Raw genomic sequence first — 16,330 nt, forward strand, 5'->3', positions numbered from 1 at the left:
GCGGCCGGCGAGCGTTCGTCCGCCTCGAGCAGCAAGAGTCTGGTTGATCCCAATGGATACGTCTCACCTGGTCGAACATGCAGGCGCCGCCGGCAGCCTCTTCGCATCGATCTTCGTGGTCGCCACGCTGTCGATGCGGACGATGATTCCGCTGCGCGTCTTCGCGATCCTCACCAACATCGTGCTGATCGCGACCGCCATCCCCATGCACAATTATCCCGTCCTGATCCTGCACGGCGTGCTGCTGCCGCTCAACAGCTACCGGCTGCACCAGATGCTGCAGCTCGTCCGCGACGTGAAGCAGTCGGTCAACAGCGACCTCTCGATGGAATGGCTGAAGCCGTTCATGACGGAGCGCAAATGCGGCCCGGGCGAGGTCCTGTTCTACAAGGACGAGAAAGCCGACAGCATGTACTACATCGTCAGCGGCCGCTTCCGCCTGGTGGAGTCGGGCATCGAGCTCCCGGTCGGGGCCATCGTCGGCGAGTTCGGCATGATCTCGCCGTCCAATACGCGCACGCAGACGCTGGAATGCGTCGAGGGCGGGCTGATCCTGTCGGTGTCCTACGATCAGGTCGAGCAGCTCTACGTGCAGAACCCGGCGTTCGCCTTCTACTTCCTGCGCCTGGCCAGTGCCCGGCTGTTCCAGAACATCGAGACGCTGGAGCGCCGGCTGGCGCAGCAGACCGCCGCGCAGGCGCCGGTGGCCAAGTCGGCGTGATCCGAGGGAGTTCGAGGCACCGTGGAGAGCGTCCGGTCTTCGCTGCGATACCTATTCGCCGACTTCATCGGCGAGCACGACGGCGAGCCGCCCTTTCTGCCGGAGGGGCTGCCGGACGCGGCTGCTGAGGCGGTGAGCGAGGGCATCCACCTGCTGATGGAGTATCAGGGGGGAGCCTACGCGCAGCTCTATGTCGACCGCATCAAGCGTTTCGTACGCCGATCGAACCTCGATCCCGCCATTCTGCGCGAGATCGCCCAGCTGCTCGCCGCGCGGATGGCCTATGAGGACCCGATCCGGATCGCGCAGCTCAGGTTGATGAGCCTCAGCAGCGGGCGCAGGCCCGGCGGCCGCGAGACCGACGATGTCAGACGGTTTCGGCTCGACGAGCTGCTCGGCGCATTGCCGCAGTCGATCGCCGAATCGATGCTGACGGGCTTCGAGCAGGTCGGCTGGCTAGGCCGGCGCCGGGTCAAGGTGCGCTTTTCCGTCCGGTCGCGGCTCGCGGTGCGCCGCCTCAAGATGATCGCCGGGCTGCGGCGCTGGCGGCTGCAGTCGGTGCGCTATGCCGAGGAGCGCGCCTGGGCCGAGCGCTGGCTGCACATGATCGCGCGGGCGCTGGACAAGCAGCCCGCAGCGGCGCCGGCCGTGATCGCGACGGCAACCATGATCCAGGGGCAGGGCGACGGCTACCGGCAGGGTCTCGCCGATTGGCACGCCATTATCGACGGGCTCGCCAAGCCCACCTTCGACGGCGTGCTGCCGATTCCGGATCTCGCCGCGGCGATTGCCGAGGCCCGTGCGGTCGCGCTGGCCGAGCCGGGGCATGGTGCGCTGAAGCGGACGATCGCCCAGATCCGGGCGCGGGCCCTGGCGGTTCCGAGCACCAGCGCTGCGGAGTGACGCCGCCGCCGGATCAGGTGCCCCGACTCATGCCCGGGCGGGGTAACCTTATTGTTGGCGGAGACGTACCGAGGGGTAGCGGAGTGCGATCCGAGGTTCCCTTTCGCGTGCAATTCGCCACCAGAGATGTCATAAGCGTCGCATACGCGTCGAATTGGCCGGGTATTCTCATCAGATTGCGCTGAACGCCTCCAGTTCTCGGTGCGTCCAAGGGTTAGTCGTAGCGAGAGCGTCAGCTTTGTCTTTTCCCTCTTTGTCGTCGCAGATCCCGGTTGCTGCGCTGGTCGGCTGGATGCTGCTGCTCACCTTCAAGCACATCATCGGCGACTTCGTGCTGCAGAATGCCTGGATGGCCTATGGCAAGGACCAGCGGAAAGGCTGGGCGCTGCCGCTTCTGGTGCACTGCCTCATCCATCTCGCCGTCGCCATGGTGCTGATCCTGATCGTCGCGCCGAAATTCTGGTTCGTGGCCGTGATCGACTTCGCCGTCCACATCACCATCGATCGCATCAAGGGCATCTGTTCGTCGCGCTTCGGCATCACCCTCGAGCATCCCTGGTTCTGGACGCTGATCGGCGTCGATCAGGCGCTGCATCATCTCACGGGATTTGGCCTGTCGATCTTCATGGCCGCCAACGGGTGAGCTTGCGGTGGCGCAGCACCTGCGCCGCTCCTGTCAAGCTGAGGAACAGGCGATCGTTCGGTTTGGTTAACCGGACGTTAGCGATTCGCGCGGCATGTTCACCCTCATGGGAATCAAGACCGTGCTGCCTAGCCGTGACGCGTTCGACACCGACTCCTGCCCGGTGGGTGAGGACCTGCTCGGGGAGCTCTATCGCGCCGATGCCAACGGGCTGCCCGCCCTCGTGGACAGCGTCTCCGCCGACGTCCGCGCCATGCTGGCGCTGTTCTGCTACAGGCGCACGCATCTGCACGGGCTGGCGATCACGATCGCTTCGACCTGCACCGAGAAAGATCTGTCGCAGTTTGGCGGCCGGGTCGGATCGGCGCTCTACGCGCAATCGCGAGGTGCCCGGGGTGGCGCCGCCGTCGCCGCGTCGAGCCGCAAGCCGATCTCGCTGTCCACGAAGCCGCTGTCGGTGATGAAGCCGTTCGAGGACGATCTCGACGACGAGCTCGATCCGGCCACGGCCTGAGACGCCCTCAATCTCTTCAGACCAGCGGTGCGAGTCCGAACTTGCGCCGCGCCATCGTGCATTCTTCGTCGCCCGGCATGCAGATGCGGCACACCTCGGGGCGGATCGCATAGATCCGGCAGGCGACGGATCGCGCGATCTCGCCGTCCAGCGCGCAGCAGCGGTCGCCCTCACAGCGCATCCCCGATAGCCGGTCGTTGACCAGTTCGGCCGGGATCAGGTCGAGCGCGTCGTCCTCCTCGATCGTGAAGCGCGGCCAGTTCGACGAATAGGCGCAGCAGGCGCCGCAGCTTTGACAGGGGCCCGGGTCGACATCGTCAGACATCCTTGGGAACCTCCCACACCAGACTGCGCCGCCATTTCGCGCGCAGCGCCTCGCGCCGCTCGGGATATTTGTCGTCGAGATAGTCCGCCTCGACCACGCGGTCGGTGCGGAAGCTGCGGAAGTCGCGGCGCAGCTCGCACCAGGCGGCCAGAATCCGCACCGCGTCGTGATAGCCGATCGCGATCGGCCAGATCACGCGCTCGCTGTCGCGGCCCTGCTCGTCGCGATAGCGCAGTTTGATCTTACGGCCCTCGTGAATCTGCGAGCGCGTGCGCGACATGTCGATGCGGTCGGGCTCGCGGGTCCAGGGCCGTGGCGCGCGGCTGGCCGGCTCCAGAACGAAGGGCCGCAAGCGTTCCGGCACGGTGTCGGCGATCTTGGCCATGAGATCCTCCGCCGCGCGGGCGAGCACCGGATCGGCATTCGCGGCCACCCATTGCGCGCCGAGCACGGCGGCCTCGATCTCGTCCGGCGTCAGCATCAGCGGCGGAAGATCGAAACCCTTCTCCAGGATGTAGCCCATGCCGGCCTCGCCGCGGATCGGCACGCGCTGGCCGATCAAGGTGGCGATGTCGCGATAGATCGTGCGTTTCGACGTCTCCAGCTCGGCCGCGATCGCATCCGCGGTCAGCGGACGGCGCGTGCGTCTCAGCACCTGAATGATCTGGAACAGCCGGTCGGCGCGTCTCATGGTGTGTCCCCGCGGAAGCGATCACCCCGCCGCTGCTGACACGATGCTGGCAGCAGCCCGTCCTTATACCGGGCCAACAACAGGATTGAAGGGGTGATGTCGATGATGATGTTTTATGGCCTTGGCCTTGCGACCACGCTACTGCCGCTGCTGACACCATGGTGGCAGCAGCATGTGCGTAGCGTCCGCCGACTGCTCAGGAAGTCGGGAGTGCTGTCATGATCACGCTGTTCGGTTTGGGCGCGGGCTTCGGCCTGCCGGAAATCAGCCCCTTCGTCACCAAGACGGAGGTGCAGCTGAAGATGGCGGGTCTCGCCTATCGGAAACAACGGGCGATGCCGCCGGCGTCGCCCAAGGGGCAGTTGCCCTTCGTCGACGATGGCGGCGAGCTGATCGCGGACTCCACCTTCATCCGCGCCCATATCGAGCGCAAATACGGCTTCGACTTCGATCACGGTCTCGATGTGCGCGCGCGGGCTCAGGCCTGGGCGTTCGAGCGCATGATCGAGCATCATTTGTATTTCGCGCTCGTCGGCGCGCGCTGGGTCGATCCGGTCAACTTCGCCAAGGGACCGGCGCATTTCTTCGACGGCGTCCCGGCGGAGAAGCGCGAGAAGCTGCGCGAGGACGCGCAGTTCCGCGTCGCCGAGAACTATTTGATCTCCGGCCTCGGCCGCCACGCGCCCGACGAGGACATCGACCTCGCCGCGCGCTCGCTGCGTGCATTGTCGGTGCAGCTCGGCAACCGGCCCTATTTGATGGGCGACCGCCCCTGCGGCACCGACGCAACCGCCTTCGCCGTTATCGCCGGCATCCTCACGCCGTTCTTCGAGTCCGAGCTGCGCCGGCGGACGGAAGGCTTCGATAATCTCGTCGCCTATGCGGAGCGTATGATGACGACGTATTTCCCGGAGTTCGAGTGGGGCACGGCTGCCGAGGCAGCGTGAGGACTCGTGCCACCGCCACCGTCGTTCCGGGGCAAGGCCGCAGGCCTTGAACCCGGAACCTCGATGTTGTCTTGCGCTTTAAGCCATCTCGGGATTCCGGGTTCAATCGACCGTGCGCGTCGCGCTCGGACGATTGCCCCGGAATGACGGCCAAGACGCTAAACCCGACGGGTGCTAGCCCTCGCCCTTCAACCGCGCCACCTCGGCCTCCAACTCCGCAATCCTCCTATCGCGCACCGCCAGCGCGTCCGCGACGTCGGCCGCGTCGAACTTCTGCGGGATGTGCTGCGGGCAATTGGTGTCCCAGGCCTCGATCGTGAACAGGATCACCTGTTCCGGCCGCGCCTTGTAGCCCCTCGGCATCAGCGACGCCGTGAGCGCGGCGTCGTCCTCAACCACCCGCGCCGTGCCCCAGATCTTCACCCGGCGCCGGTGCGCGTAGTCCATCACGAAGATATAGGCGCGCGGGTTCTCCGACAGGTTGCCCTGGGTGATGTACTGCTTATTGCCGCTGAAGTCGGCGAATGCCAGCGTCCGGCTGTCGAGCACCTTGAGGAAGCCCTTCGGCCCGCCGCGATGCTGGATGTAGGGCTGGCCATCGGCCGAGGCGGTGGCGAGATAGAAGCTCGTCGCCTCTGCGAGACGGCCGGCGAGGTCGGCGTCGACCTCGTGGCGAAAGCCGCGGGTCGCTTCGACATGGGCATAGCTGTCGCGCGAACCCTTGCGCGCCTGGATCGCCTTGGCCGCCGGGGAGAACATGACGTCGCCGGGCGGGCGGAGAGTTGTCTGGGTCATCGTGATGACTCCTTGTCGTTGCGGCAGTGCCTGCCGCCATGCCGACAATATGCTCCCGATCCCCTCCGGAAATAATCGGGCGCCTTGACACTGGATCATTGCAGATGCTGCAATGATGCCATGGACCGCATCGACGCCATGCAGGCCTTCGTGACGGTGGCCGATTTGAACGGCTTTGCGCCGGCGGCGCGGCGCATGAAGCTGTCGCCGTCGGCGGTAACACGCCTGATCGCCGCGCTCGAAGAGCATCTCGGGGTGCGGCTGCTGCAGCGCACGACCCGCTCGGTGACACTGACCGATGCCGGCCGGCGCTATCTCGAACGGACCAGGCGCATCCTGGCCGATCTGGAGGAGGCGGAGCTTGCCGCGGAGAGCGAGCGCCTGCAGCCGGCGGGGCGGCTCATCGTGTCCGCCCCGGTGGGGTTTGGCCGCCTGCATGTCGGGCCTGTCGTCTCGGCCTATCTCACCCGCTATCCCGACGTATCGGCCGAGCTGCGCCTGGAGGATCGTCAGGTCAATCTGGTCGAGGACGGCATCGATTGCGCCGTGCGCATCGGTCATCTCGGCGATTCCTCGCTGGTCGCTCGCCAGGTCGGCAGCATGCGGCGGATCGTCGTCGGCGCGCCCGCCTATTTCAAAGCCCACGGCGAGCCGCGCGCGCCGGATGCCCTCGTCAAGCACCAAGCCATCCTGTTCGGCCATGCCGGCGATTGGCGGTTCGTGAGGGATGGCGAGGAGCTGCGCATCACGCTCAGCCCGCGGCTGATCACCAACAATGCCGACGCCGCCATCCAATATGCCGAGGCTGGTGGCGGCGTGACGCGCGTGCTGGCCTATCAGGCCGCCGAGGGGCTGCGCACCGGCCGTCTCAAGCGGGTGCTGGCAAAATACGAGCCGCCGCCGCTGCCGATCCACATCGTGTTTCCGAGCTCCCGGTTGCTCTCGGCCAAGGTCCGCGCGTTCATCGATTTGGTGACGGAGGCCTGCAACTGGCGCTTCGGCTGATGCTTACGACGCCGCCACACCCCGTCATTCCGGGGCAAGGCCGAAGGCCTTGAACCCGGAATCTCGAGCTTGTCTTGCGCCGCTGTTCATCATCTCGAGATTCCGGGTTCAATCGACAACGCGCTGATGCGCGTTGCCGATTGCCCCGGAATGACGGGAGGAGGCGACCGGGCCGACGGGACACAGCCGATCGAGCCCGATCATTCCTTCTTCGGCACCACCCGAAACGTCGCGTTCGCCCGCGCGATGACGGCGTCGTCGGCGAGCACCAGGCTCTGCACGAAGCACAGCGTCCGGCCGCTCTTGATGACCTTGCTCTCGACGCTCAGCCACTGCCCGATCCCGGCGCTGCCGATATAGTCGACCGACAGGTTGATCGTGACCAGCGACAGCTCCCAGCCCAGCGCCTGGGCGCAGCTGTAGCCCATCGCATTGTCGGCGAGCGAGGCGATCAGCCCGCCATGGATCAGCCCGCGCGAATTGGTATGCGGCCTGGCGAGCCGCAGGCCGAGGATGACGGCCTTGTCGGTCTTCTTCGCGTACAGCGGCTCCCAGGGATCGGTGAACGGGCTCTTGCGGAAATGCGGCTCGAAGCCGGCGGGGATGCTGCTCATGCGCGTCTCCATCGTTGCGGGCGATGTTCGCAGTCAACGACGTCCGCCCGGATTTTGCACCGCCTACAAAGTTTCAAACGGTTTTTGCGTGGACGTTTGAAACGGTCCGCGCGGATGCCGGGAGGGATGGCGCACGATGTCGCAGGGGGCGCTCCAGGCTCGCGGCAATTTCGCGGTGTGCCGATGCCGCCGTGCAATTTCGGGTGCATTGGAGATGCTTAACGTGTTAATGAATCGGCCACACGCCTGCAACTTTCGTCCGTCAGACTTGCGCTGGCTGGCGCGATAGGGTCCGCTCCGTGCGTGCAGCGGCGGCGGCTCGCCGTCACGCTTGCAATGATGGTTATATGCTATAACAATGAAGCAAAGGGCCCTCGAAGGCCCGTCGATGGAGGAGAACATCCCGATGAGGAAGACGCTTCTGGCGTTGGCGCTGGCTGCCGGTGTGACCACCCCCGCGCTCGCGCAGGACAAGACGTTCGATCTGAAGATTTCGCACTGGGTCCCGGCGAGCCATCCGCTGCAGAAGGCGCTGGAGGATTGGGCCGCGTCGGTCGAGAAGGCCTCCGGCGGCACCATCAAGGGCAAGGTGTTCCCGGCGCAGCAGCTCGGCAAGGCGTTCGACCATTACGACATGGCGCGCGACGGCATCGCCGACGTCACCTATGTCAATCCCGGCTATCAGCCCGGCCGTTTCCCGATCATCGGCGCCGGCGAGCTGCCGTTCCTGGTCTCCGACGCCAAGGGTGGCTCGGAAGGTCTCGACGCGTGGTATCGCAAATATGCCGAGAAGGAGATGAAGGACGTCAAGTACTGCCTCGCCTTCGTCCATACGCCCTCGGCCTTCCACACCCGCACCAAGAAGGTCGTCGTGCCCGAGGACGTCAAGGGCATGAAGATCCGCCCGGCGGATGCGACCATCGCGAATTTCGTGACCCTGCTTGGCGGCACCAATGTGCAGTCGTCGGCGCCTGAAGTGCGCGACATCATCGAGCGCGGCGTTGCCGACGGCGTCACCTTCCCGGCCGGATCGCTGGTGCTGTTCGGCGTCGACAAGGTCACCAAGTTTCACATGGACGCGCCGTTCTACGTGACGACCTTCGTGTTCGTCATGAACAAGGACAAGTACAACCAGATGTCGGCGGCGCAGAAGAAGGCGATCGACGACAACTGCAACACCGAGACCGCCGGCAAGGTCGGCGAGCCCTGGGGCAAGTTCGAGGACGCCGGCGTCGACAAGATCAAGGCGCAGGCCGATCAGGAGGTCTACAAGCTGACCCCGGAGCAGACCGCGGCCTGGAAGAAGGCGTCCGAGCCGCTGTTCAAGACCTGGGCCGACGGCGTCAAGAAGACCGGTGTCGATGCCGATGCCGCCATGACCGAGCTGAAGGCCTCGCTCGCCAAGTACAACGCCCTGGCGCAGTAGCGTCTTCTGAGACCAGAGCTATCGCCGCAGCGACAGTGCGCTCCCTCTCCCCGTTCTTCACGGGGAGAGGGCTGGGGTGAGGGGCAGCCACACGCACCGACCGTGCGGAGAGCCCCCTCACCCCAACCCTCTCCCCGCCTTAGCGAAGCTTTGCTTCGCCCTGGCGGGGCGAGGGAGCGCACCACCTGCTGCGCACTAGCTCGCTTCAAGCTCTTCGCGACTCAAGCCAACATTTGTGACACGGACACGCCATGCAGCGCGCCTTCATGGATCGGATCATCGACGGGATCGAGTGGATCGCCGCGTTCTTCGTCGGCATTGTCGCGCTCGACATCTTCCTGTCGGTGCTGTTGCGCAACACCCTGAACTACGCGATCCCCGATTCCTTCGACATCGGCCGCATGCTGCTCGGCATCCTGATCTTCTGGGGCATTGCTGCGACATCGTATCGCGGCACCCACATCACGGTCGATCTGATCTGGGGCAATGTCGGCCCGCGCTACCAGCGCTGGATCGACATCTTCGCCACCCTCGTCCTGCTGTTCGTCGTCACCGTGCAGACCTGGACCCTGTTCGACAAGGTGCGCGGCACTTATGAGGACAACGTCCTCACCTTCGACCTGCACATGCCGACCTGGCCGTTCTTCGCCATCGCCTGGATCGGCGACGTCTCGGCGGTGCTGCTGATCGCCATCCGGACCTATCGCCTGATCTTCCATCCCGAGGAGATTCATGACCCTCACGTCAAGCCCACGGAGTAGTGCCGCATGAGCACGGATGCGGTCGCCGTCATCGGCTTCGTTGCCCTGTTCGCCCTGATGCTCCTGCGCGTGCCCGTCGGCATGGCGATGGGCCTCGTCGGCGTCTCCGGCTTCGCCTATCTCGTCAACGGCACGGCGGCGCTGAAGCTGGTCGGCCAGACCTCGATGCGCACGGTCACGGACTACACGTTCGGCGTGATCCCGATGTTCCTCTTGATGGGAACGTTCGTCTCCAACTCCGGCATGAGCAAGGAGCTGTTCCGCGCCGCCAACGGCTTCGTCGGCCATCTGCGCGGCGGTCTGGGCATCGCCACGGTCGCCGCCTGCGGCGGCTTCGCCGCGATCTGCGGCTCCTCGGTCGCGACCGCCGCGACCTTCTCCGCAGTGGCCTATCCCGAAATGCGCCGCTTCGGCTATCCGCAGTCCTTCGCGACCGGCGTCATCGCCGCCGGCGGCACGCTCGGGGCCATGCTGCCGCCGTCGACCGTGCTCGCGGTCTACGGCATCATCACCGAGCAGGACATCGGCAAGCTGTTCATCGCCGGCATCATCCCAGGCTTGCTGGCGATGACCATGTACATGATCACCATCACGGTGATCGGCAAGGTCAGGCCGGACTTCCTCCCCAAGGGCGAGGCGCCGCCGTGGCGCGAGCGCATCGCCGGGCTGAAGGGCATCTGGGCGCCGGTGCTGCTGTTCCTTTTCGTGATCGGCGGCCTCTACGGCCTGCCGTTCCTGCCGCGCTTTACCCCGACGGAGGCCGGCGGTGTCGGCGCCACCGGCGCGTTCCTGATCGGCGTGTTCACCGGGCGGCTGAACAAGGAGAAGATCCTGGCCTCGCTGCTGCAGGCGACGCGCACTGCCGCGGCCGTGTTCACCGTGCTGATCGGCGCGCTGATCTTCGGCTACTTCCTCACGGTGACGCAGACGCCGCAAAAGGTGACGGAATTCCTCACCGGCCTCGGCCTCGGCCCCTATGGCGTGCTGGCGCTGATCATGGTGATGTATCTGGTGCTCGGCTGCCTGATGGACGCCATGGCGATGATCATCCTGACCGTGCCGATCATCTTCCCGGTGATCTCGCATCTCGGCTTCGATCCGATCTGGTTCGGCGTCATCATCGTGATGACCGTCGAGCTCGGCCTGATCCATCCGCCGGTCGGCATGAACGTCTTCGTGATCAAATCGGTGGTGAAGGACGTGTCATTCTCGACGATCTTCAAGGGCGTGCTGCCCTTCGTCGCGACCGACCTGATCCGCCTGGTGATCCTGATCGCCTTCCCGCTGCTCGCCACCTGGCTGCCGCAACAGATGATGAACCGATGACCGCGCCCGTTCTCGAAACGAAGTACGTCTTCACCCTCACCGTGATGATCGGCGCCGTCACATCGGCCGGCGAGACCGGCATCGGCGTGCGCCGGATCATCCCGATCCATGGCGGCGAGGTGAAGGGGCCGGGCCTCAACGGCGAGGGCGTCAGCGGCAGGATCTGCAATTTCGGCGCCGACTTCCAGGTCATCCGTCCGAACGAGCTGATCGACCTCGAAGCCAAATACGGCTTCGAGACCGACGATGGCGCCACCATCTATGTCGAGAACCGCGGCATCCGCTTCGGGCCGGTCGACCTCTTGCAGAAGCTCAAGCGCGGCGAGCCTGTCGACCCCAAGCTGATCTACTTCCGCACCCACCCGCGCTTCGAGACCGGCCACGACAAATATCGCTGGCTGATGGAGCACGTCTTCGTCGGCTCCGCGGCGAGGCATGCGGATCGCGTGATCATCGACGTGCACGTGGTGCTGTAAGGCGGGCTGTCTACCTCACACTCCGTCATTGCGAGCGTAGCGAAGCAATCCAGGGCTGTGGACGGGACTCTGGATTGCTTCGTCGCGGAGCCTGTCATCGGGCCGCGCTTTGCGCGGACCCGTTGGCTCCTCGCAATGACGGTGTGGCGAGCAATTGTGCTTCATACACTGGACCGACACGCGGAAAATGCAACGGCGCCGTTCAGGCGCCGTCGCGTTGATCCAGGTCATCAAGACGTCCAAAGCCCGGAGATGTTGGACTAGTCCTCGTCGTCCCAGCTCGAGGCGCGGCCATAGCCGCCGTGGTCGCAGGGGCGATAGCGGTGAGCCGGCACGTAGCTGTATCGCTCGTAACCGTAGCCGTCATACGCCGCGTCGCGGTAGTAGGAACGGTAGTGCGACCGGTAGACCGGCGCCGGCTCATAGGCTTGCGCTTCCGACGCGATGGCGCCGCCGACGAGGGCGCCGACCAGGAGACCACCGATCAGTGCCGCGTTGCGGCCGTCATGCGCCTGGGCCGGTGCGGCGCCGGCGAGCAGGGTGGCGGTCACGGCGAGCGCGGCGACGCCGCCAGCGAAAGATGTCTTCAGCGAAACCATGGTCCCCTCCATTGGGAAGTGTGGTGACGATGGCGTTTCTACAGCGCGCGCTTTGAAGCCACCCTGAATGCAATGTTGTCGGCCGTTCAGTTTCGGAGCCAGCCGTAGAGCACTGGCATGGAGCCGGCACATCGCCTCGACGGTGCATCGGATCATTCGACGCTCCGGCTGGGCGCGAGTAACCTGTTAGATGAGCCAGATCGTCGACCCATCCCACGGGTCATTCCGGGGCGGGCCGCGAAGCGGCACGAGCCCGGAATCCATACTTCCGATGGTGGTTATGGATTCCGGGCTCGCCCTGCGGGCGCCCCGGAATGACGAGAGGAGATATCTCGCGACTGTCCAATCCGACCCATGGCTTTGCTCTTATTCTGTAACATAAAAGTATCTTGCGGTTTATCGGAAATTATGCTTATCTCCCCTCATCCCGTCCCAAGCCGAGGGGCGTTGCGCGCGATCGTCACGACACGCGGGGCGGGGAGCGGTGGCCGCGATCGTGCCGCAGCGTGGGCGAATGCCCGCGCGGACGAACGGCGTGACGCGGGCGTGAAGTCGCAGCGTGCTGGCACCCCGATGCTGGTGTCCCGCGCAATGCGTAAGCATTGTCGCGAATGGTGGCCAACAAGCCCGGCGCACCAGGCAGACTGCGTATAAGCGCGAAAACCATCGCGCAGGGAAGGCCGGGCGTTCTCCGGCTGCACCTGTGGTACCTGCCGCCTGCATTTTTTCAGCAGGCGGGCCGCAGGCGTCAGTCGGCGCCTGGCCTTCCCTGCGCCCTCTGCACCGGAGGGTGAACGATCTCAGCAAACCCCGGGCGCGAATTCGCCGCGGGAATGCCGCATCATGTCATTTGCCTTTGCGCTGATGCGTCTTACGATGCCACGCGCACGCCTCATGTAGTTCATGCGAGGCACCGTCCATTTTGCATTGCACAACACGATCTCCGGCACCGCTTATTGACTCCTGCCGAGATCGTTATAAAACATAACTATTCTGAACAGGACACAATCAAGCGATGGGAAACGCCGACACGACGCCGACAGGCGATCCGTCTCTGCTGCAGATCGAACAGCAGGGCGCCGTCCTGACGATCGGGCTCAACCGTCCGGCCAAGCGCAATGCGCTCAATGACGGCATCATCCTCGCGATCGGCGAGTGCTTCGCCAGCCTGCCCGACGATATCCGCTGCGTTGTGATCCACGGCATCGGCGACAATTTCTCTTCCGGCCTCGATCTCTCCGAGCTGCGCGAGCGCGACGCCACCGAAGGCCTGGTGCATTCGCAGATGTGGCACCGCGTATTCGACCGCATCCAATATTGCCGCGTGCCGGTCATCGCCGCGCTGAGGGGCGCGGTGATCGGCGGCGGCCTCGAGCTCGCCTGCGCCGCGCATATCCGCGTCGCCGAACCGTCAGCCTATTTCGCGCTGCCCGAGGGCCAGCGCGGCATCTTCGTCGGCGGTGGCGGCTCGGTGCGGCTGCCGCGCCTGATCGGCGTTGCCCGCATGATGGACATGATGCTGACCGGCCGCGTCTATTCGGCGACCGAAGGCTCGTCCTACGGCTTCGCGCAATATCTGGTCGAAGCCGGCGCCGCGATGACCAAGTCGCTGGAGCTCGCCGCGAAGATCGCCAACAACGCGCCACTGACCAGTTTCGCCGTGCTGCAGGCGCTGCCGATGATCGCGGAAGCCAATCCGCAGACCGGCCTGCTGATGGAATCGCTGATGGCCACCGTCGCGCAGAGCGACAAGGAGGCCAAGGGCCGCATCCGCGCCTTCCTCGATCACAAGACAGCCAAAGTGAAGCCGACGTGACATGACCGCGCAAACAACAAAAATCACACAGGGAGGAACGGACAACACGGCGCGGAGCGCCAGTGTTCATCCGTTGCGCGCCATCTCGTTCAATGATCCCGTGGTCGACGTCGAGCGCCGCGACGACGGCACCATCTACCTCCGGCCGACCCAGCCGCTGGGCGATTTCCCGCAGCGGATCACCGACCGGCTGCATCATTTCGCAAAGACGACGCCCGAGCGCGTGTTCATGGCCGAGCGCGTCGGCCCCGAGGGCTGGCGCGAGCTGAGCTACGGCACCTTGTTGGCCGCGAGCCGGCACATCGCCTCCGGCCTGCTGGCCCGTGGCCTGTCGCCGGACCGTCCGGTGATGATCCTCTCCGGCAATTCGATCGACCATGCGCTCATCGCGTTCGGTTCGCTCTATGCCGGCGTGCCGTTCTGCCCGGTCTCCCCGGCCTATTCGCTCGTGTCGCGCGACTACGGCAAGCTCGCCTACCTGATGAAGCTGCTGACGCCCGGCCTCGTCTTCGTCGACGACGCCGACAAGTTCGCCGATGCGCTGATCGCCAACGTGCCCGAGGGCACCGAGATCGTAGCGTCGTTCGGCTCGGTGCCGGGCCGCAAGATCACGATGCTGTCGGAGCTGATCGCCTCGCCGCTGTTTGCCGGCCTCGATGCCATCCATGACAAGATCGGCCCGGACACGATCGCGAAGTTCCTGCTGACCTCCGGCTCGACCGGCAATCCCAAGGCCGTCATTAACACCCAGCGCATGATCTGCGCCAACCAGGTGATGATCCGCGAGACGCTCGCCTTCCTGAAGGACGAGCCGCCTGTCATCGTCGACTGGCTGCCGTGGAATCACACCTTCGGCGGCAACCACAACATCGGGCTCACGCTGTTCAACGGCGGCTCGATGTATCTCGACCAGGGCAAGCCGGTGCCCGGCGGCATCGAGGAGACCGTGCGGAACCTGCGCGAGATCTCGCCGACGGTGTATTTCAACGTCCCCAAGGGCTACGAGTCGCTGCTGCCGTATTTCCGCGAGGACCCCGGTCTGCGGAAGACGTTCTTCCGCCGCCTGCATGCGATGTTCTTCTCCGGCGCCGCGCTGGCGCCGCATGTCTGGAACGAGCTCGACGAGCTCTCGGTGTCGGAGACGGGATATCGTGTGCCGATGCTCACCGGCCTCGGCTCGACCGAGACCGCGCCGTTCTTCATGTCGGTCAATCCGCGCACCAGCCGCTCCGGCCACGTGGGTCTGCCGGTGCCGGGCAACGAGGCCAAGCTCGTGCCGAACAACGGCAAGATGGAAGTGCGCGCCAAGGGCCCGAACGTCACGCCGGGCTACTGGCGCCTGCCGGAAGTCTCGGCCGCGGCCTTCGACTCCGAAGGCTACTACCAGATGGGCGATGCGCTGAAGCCCGCCGATCCCAACGACTTCAACGCCGGCTTCGATTTCGACGGCCGCGTCGCCGAGGACTTCAAGCTGGCGTCCGGCACCTGGGTCTCGGTTGGTCCGCTCAGAGCGCGCTTCGTCGCGGCCTGCGCGCCGCTGGCGCGTGACGTCATCATCGCCGGCATCAATCGCGACGAGATCGCGGCCATCGTCGTGCTCGACCTCGACGGCTGCCGGCTGATCAACGCGACATTGCCGTTCGACGATCTCGCCGAAACCGCGTCGGATCCGCTGATCGTTGCCGCGTTCCGCGAGCGCTTCACGAAATTCCTGAAGACCGCGACCGGCTCCTCGACGCGGATCACGCGCGCGGTGCTGCTCGGCTTGCCCTTGTCGATCGACAAGGGCGAGGTCACCGACAAGGGCTCGATCAACCAGCGCGCCGTGCTGGAGAACCGCAAGGACCTGATCGAACGCATCTACGCGTCGACACCGGACGACGACATCATCGTCGCCGGCTGATCAACGAAATAAGGGAGAGACGACATGTTGTTGAAGGATCAGGCCGCCATCGTCACCGGCGGCGCCTCGGGCCTCGGCGCCGCCACCGCCCGCAAGCTCGCCTCGCAGGGCGCCAAGGTCGCCGTGTTCGATCTCAACGCCAAGCTGGCGGAGGAGGTCGCGGCCGAGATCAAGGGCGTGGCGGTGGTCTGCGACGTCTCCGACGCCGCCGGCGCCGAAGCAGCCGTGGCCAAGGCGGTCGAGGCGCTCGGCCAGCAGCCGCGCGTGCTGGTGAACTGCGCCGGCATCGGCGTCGCCAAGCGCGTCGTCGGCCGCGACGGCCCGATGGCGCTGTCGGATTTCGAGAAGGTCATCAAGGTCAACCTGATCGGCTCGTTCAACATGCTGCGCCTGGTCACCAACGGCATGACCAAGCTGGAGCCGCAGGCGACCGGCGAGCGCGGCGTGGTCATCAACACGGCGTCCGTCGCGGCCTATGACGGCCAGATCGGGCAGTCGGCCTATTCGGCATCAAAGGGCGGCATCGTCGGCATGACCCTGCCGATCGCGCGCGAGTTGGCGCAGTTCGGCATTCGCGTGCTGACCATCGCGCCCGGCCTGTTCCTGACCCCGCTGCTCGCCAACCTGCCGCAGGAGGCCCAGGACTCGCTCGCCGCCGCAATCCCGTTCCCGCGCCGCCTCGGCGCCGCGGACGAGTTCGCCGCGCTGGCGCTGCACATGGTCGAGAACGCCTACCTCAACGGCGAAGTCGTCCGCCTCGACGGTTCGCTCCGCATGGCGCCGAAGTAGGTGCCGCGAGCGGGCGTTCATTTGGTTGTCATTCCGGGACGACGCGCCAGCGTCGGGCCCGGAATCCATTTGGCGT

General features: G+C 65.5%; 18 protein-coding genes. 13 read left to right on the plus strand and 5 right to left on the minus strand.

The window, feature by feature from the left end:
* The first annotated feature begins 52 nt into the window (after positions 1–52).
* The 4 genes from ACQR0Z_RS29945 (at position 53) to ACQR0Z_RS29960 (ending at position 2,781) form a co-directional block, all read left to right on the plus strand.
* The gene (locus ACQR0Z_RS29945; protein WP_434859652.1) at positions 53–721 is read left to right on the plus strand and encodes a Crp/Fnr family transcriptional regulator; all 669 of its coding nucleotides are present in this window, start codon (positions 53–55) and stop codon (positions 719–721) included.
* 21 nt (positions 722–742) lie between these two features.
* On the plus strand, positions 743–1,624 hold the full coding sequence (locus tag ACQR0Z_RS29950; RefSeq protein ID WP_434859653.1) for a DUF6537 domain-containing protein: 882 nt from the start codon (positions 743–745) through the stop codon (positions 1,622–1,624).
* 292 nt (positions 1,625–1,916) lie between these two features.
* Positions 1,917–2,267, plus strand: a complete 351-nt coding sequence (locus tag ACQR0Z_RS29955) for a DUF3307 domain-containing protein (protein ID WP_434859886.1) — start codon at positions 1,917–1,919, stop codon at positions 2,265–2,267.
* A 121-nt stretch (positions 2,268–2,388) separates the two neighbouring features.
* Positions 2,389–2,781, plus strand: a complete 393-nt coding sequence (locus ACQR0Z_RS29960; protein ID WP_434879042.1) for a hypothetical protein — start codon at positions 2,389–2,391, stop codon at positions 2,779–2,781.
* Positions 2,782–2,797: 16 nt separating this feature from the next.
* Here ACQR0Z_RS29960 and ACQR0Z_RS29965 read toward each other — a convergent pair whose 3' ends face one another.
* Both ACQR0Z_RS29965 and ACQR0Z_RS29970 read right to left on the minus strand, forming a co-directional pair.
* Positions 2,798–3,106 (minus strand): YkgJ family cysteine cluster protein, encoded by a 309-nt coding sequence (locus tag ACQR0Z_RS29965; protein ID WP_434921004.1) that lies wholly within the window; start codon positions 3,104–3,106, stop codon positions 2,798–2,800.
* Positions 3,099–3,797, minus strand: a complete 699-nt coding sequence (locus ACQR0Z_RS29970) for a helix-turn-helix transcriptional regulator (protein WP_434859655.1) — start codon at positions 3,795–3,797, stop codon at positions 3,099–3,101. Before ACQR0Z_RS29970 ends, ACQR0Z_RS29965 begins: the two co-directional genes overlap by 8 nt.
* Positions 3,798–4,015: 218 nt before the next feature.
* Here ACQR0Z_RS29970 and ACQR0Z_RS29975 point away from each other — a divergent pair, with 218 nt between their 5' ends.
* Positions 4,016–4,744 (plus strand): glutathione S-transferase family protein, encoded by a 729-nt coding sequence (locus ACQR0Z_RS29975; protein WP_434878957.1) that lies wholly within the window; start codon positions 4,016–4,018, stop codon positions 4,742–4,744.
* Between the two features lie 174 nt (positions 4,745–4,918).
* On the opposite strand, the gene ACQR0Z_RS29980 is transcribed toward ACQR0Z_RS29975, so the two are convergent.
* Positions 4,919–5,539, minus strand: coding sequence for a pyridoxamine 5'-phosphate oxidase family protein (locus ACQR0Z_RS29980; RefSeq protein WP_434921005.1), 621 nt, complete (start codon positions 5,537–5,539; stop codon positions 4,919–4,921).
* Positions 5,540–5,659: 120 nt separating this feature from the next.
* Here ACQR0Z_RS29980 and ACQR0Z_RS29985 point away from each other — a divergent pair, with 120 nt between their 5' ends.
* Positions 5,660–6,544 carry a LysR family transcriptional regulator gene (locus tag ACQR0Z_RS29985; RefSeq protein WP_434921006.1) on the plus strand — a complete coding sequence of 295 codons (885 nt, stop codon included), beginning with the start codon at positions 5,660–5,662 and terminating at the stop codon, positions 6,542–6,544.
* 200 nt (positions 6,545–6,744) lie between these two features.
* On the opposite strand, the gene ACQR0Z_RS29990 is transcribed toward ACQR0Z_RS29985, so the two are convergent.
* A complete protein-coding gene (locus tag ACQR0Z_RS29990; protein WP_434921007.1) occupies positions 6,745–7,158 on the minus strand; it encodes a PaaI family thioesterase in 414 nt (137 codons plus the stop codon).
* A 406-nt stretch (positions 7,159–7,564) separates the two neighbouring features.
* On the opposite strand from ACQR0Z_RS29990, the gene ACQR0Z_RS29995 reads away from it, so the two are divergent.
* The 4 genes from ACQR0Z_RS29995 (at position 7,565) to ACQR0Z_RS30010 (ending at position 11,147) form a co-directional block, all read left to right on the plus strand.
* Positions 7,565–8,584, plus strand: coding sequence for a TRAP transporter substrate-binding protein (locus ACQR0Z_RS29995; protein ID WP_434859660.1), 1,020 nt, complete (start codon positions 7,565–7,567; stop codon positions 8,582–8,584).
* A 251-nt stretch (positions 8,585–8,835) separates the two neighbouring features.
* A complete protein-coding gene (locus tag ACQR0Z_RS30000; RefSeq protein ID WP_006611344.1) occupies positions 8,836–9,345 on the plus strand; it encodes a TRAP transporter small permease in 510 nt (169 codons plus the stop codon).
* 6 nt (positions 9,346–9,351) lie between these two features.
* Positions 9,352–10,671 carry a TRAP transporter large permease gene (locus ACQR0Z_RS30005; RefSeq protein ID WP_434859661.1) on the plus strand — a complete coding sequence of 440 codons (1,320 nt, stop codon included), beginning with the start codon at positions 9,352–9,354 and terminating at the stop codon, positions 10,669–10,671.
* On the plus strand, positions 10,668–11,147 hold the full coding sequence (locus ACQR0Z_RS30010) for a DUF3237 domain-containing protein (protein WP_434921008.1): 480 nt from the start codon (positions 10,668–10,670) through the stop codon (positions 11,145–11,147). The genes ACQR0Z_RS30005 and ACQR0Z_RS30010 overlap by 4 nt, the downstream gene beginning before the upstream one ends.
* Before the next feature lie 260 nt (positions 11,148–11,407).
* On the opposite strand, the gene ACQR0Z_RS30015 is transcribed toward ACQR0Z_RS30010, so the two are convergent.
* Positions 11,408–11,746, minus strand: a complete 339-nt coding sequence (locus ACQR0Z_RS30015) for a hypothetical protein (protein WP_434921009.1) — start codon at positions 11,744–11,746, stop codon at positions 11,408–11,410.
* A gap of 1,015 nt (positions 11,747–12,761) precedes the next feature.
* On the opposite strand from ACQR0Z_RS30015, the gene ACQR0Z_RS30020 reads away from it, so the two are divergent.
* The 3 genes from ACQR0Z_RS30020 to ACQR0Z_RS30030 are packed head-to-tail and all read left to right on the plus strand — an operon-like array spanning position 12,762 to position 16,254.
* Positions 12,762–13,562: a crotonase/enoyl-CoA hydratase family protein gene (locus ACQR0Z_RS30020; protein ID WP_434921010.1), complete on the plus strand. Its 801-nt coding sequence runs from the start codon at positions 12,762–12,764 to the stop codon at positions 13,560–13,562.
* Position 13,563: 1 nt separating this feature from the next.
* The gene (locus ACQR0Z_RS30025) at positions 13,564–15,465 is read left to right on the plus strand and encodes a feruloyl-CoA synthase (protein WP_434921011.1); all 1,902 of its coding nucleotides are present in this window, start codon (positions 13,564–13,566) and stop codon (positions 15,463–15,465) included.
* A gap of 24 nt (positions 15,466–15,489) precedes the next feature.
* Entirely contained in the window at positions 15,490–16,254 is a 765-nt protein-coding gene (locus ACQR0Z_RS30030; RefSeq protein ID WP_009027535.1) for an SDR family NAD(P)-dependent oxidoreductase, read from the plus strand.
* The last annotated feature ends 76 nt before the right edge of the window (positions 16,255–16,330 follow it).

It is taken from the genome of Bradyrhizobium sp. HKCCYLS3077 (assembly GCF_051167555.1).
In the GTDB taxonomy this organism is placed as follows: Bacteria; Pseudomonadota; Alphaproteobacteria; order Rhizobiales; family Xanthobacteraceae; genus Bradyrhizobium.